The sequence below is a fragment of the Methanococcoides sp. AM1 genome, from assembly GCF_900774055.1.
Taxonomy (GTDB): domain Archaea; phylum Halobacteriota; class Methanosarcinia; order Methanosarcinales; family Methanosarcinaceae; genus Methanococcoides.
This window is the reverse complement of the sequence record NZ_CAAGSW010000020.1, coordinates 1-426: the sequence shown is the minus strand read 5'-3', so window position 1 is coordinate 426 and position 426 is coordinate 1. Positions and strand designations below refer to the sequence as shown.

The 426-nt window shown below is 46.5% G+C and carries 1 protein-coding gene; it reads left to right on the top strand.

Annotated elements, in window-relative coordinates; genetic code table 11:
• Window positions 1-426 (top strand): cobaltochelatase subunit CobN (locus tag E7X57_RS12220; RefSeq protein WP_135613271.1); only part of this gene is annotated, 426 nt, incomplete at both ends.

Here is a 426-nt window from a genome sequence, read left to right as displayed (position 1 = left end):
AGATACCGGAAGACCTGCGTACTCAGGTGATCAATGAATGGGGAGAGCCCTGGTCCGAAGATTTCACTGAAGATAAAATGTTTATGATCTGGGAGAATGAGTCCGGCAGGTACATTGTTATTCCTACTGTACAGTGTGGTAATGTCTGGCTGATGCCTCAGCCTGCCCGTGGAATGACGCAGAATGACAATGTGCTGTATCACAGTTCATTGGTACCTCCACCACACCAGTACATAGCTTTTTATCTCTGGCTGAATGACGACTGGGATGCTGATGCAGTTATACATATGGGTACCCATGGAACCCATGAATGGCTTCCCGGACTTGCTTATGGTATGAACAGAACTGCAGATTGGGCACCTTTATTGGTTCAGGACATGCCAAACATTTACCCATACATTGTAGCCAATGTGGGTGAAGGATTGA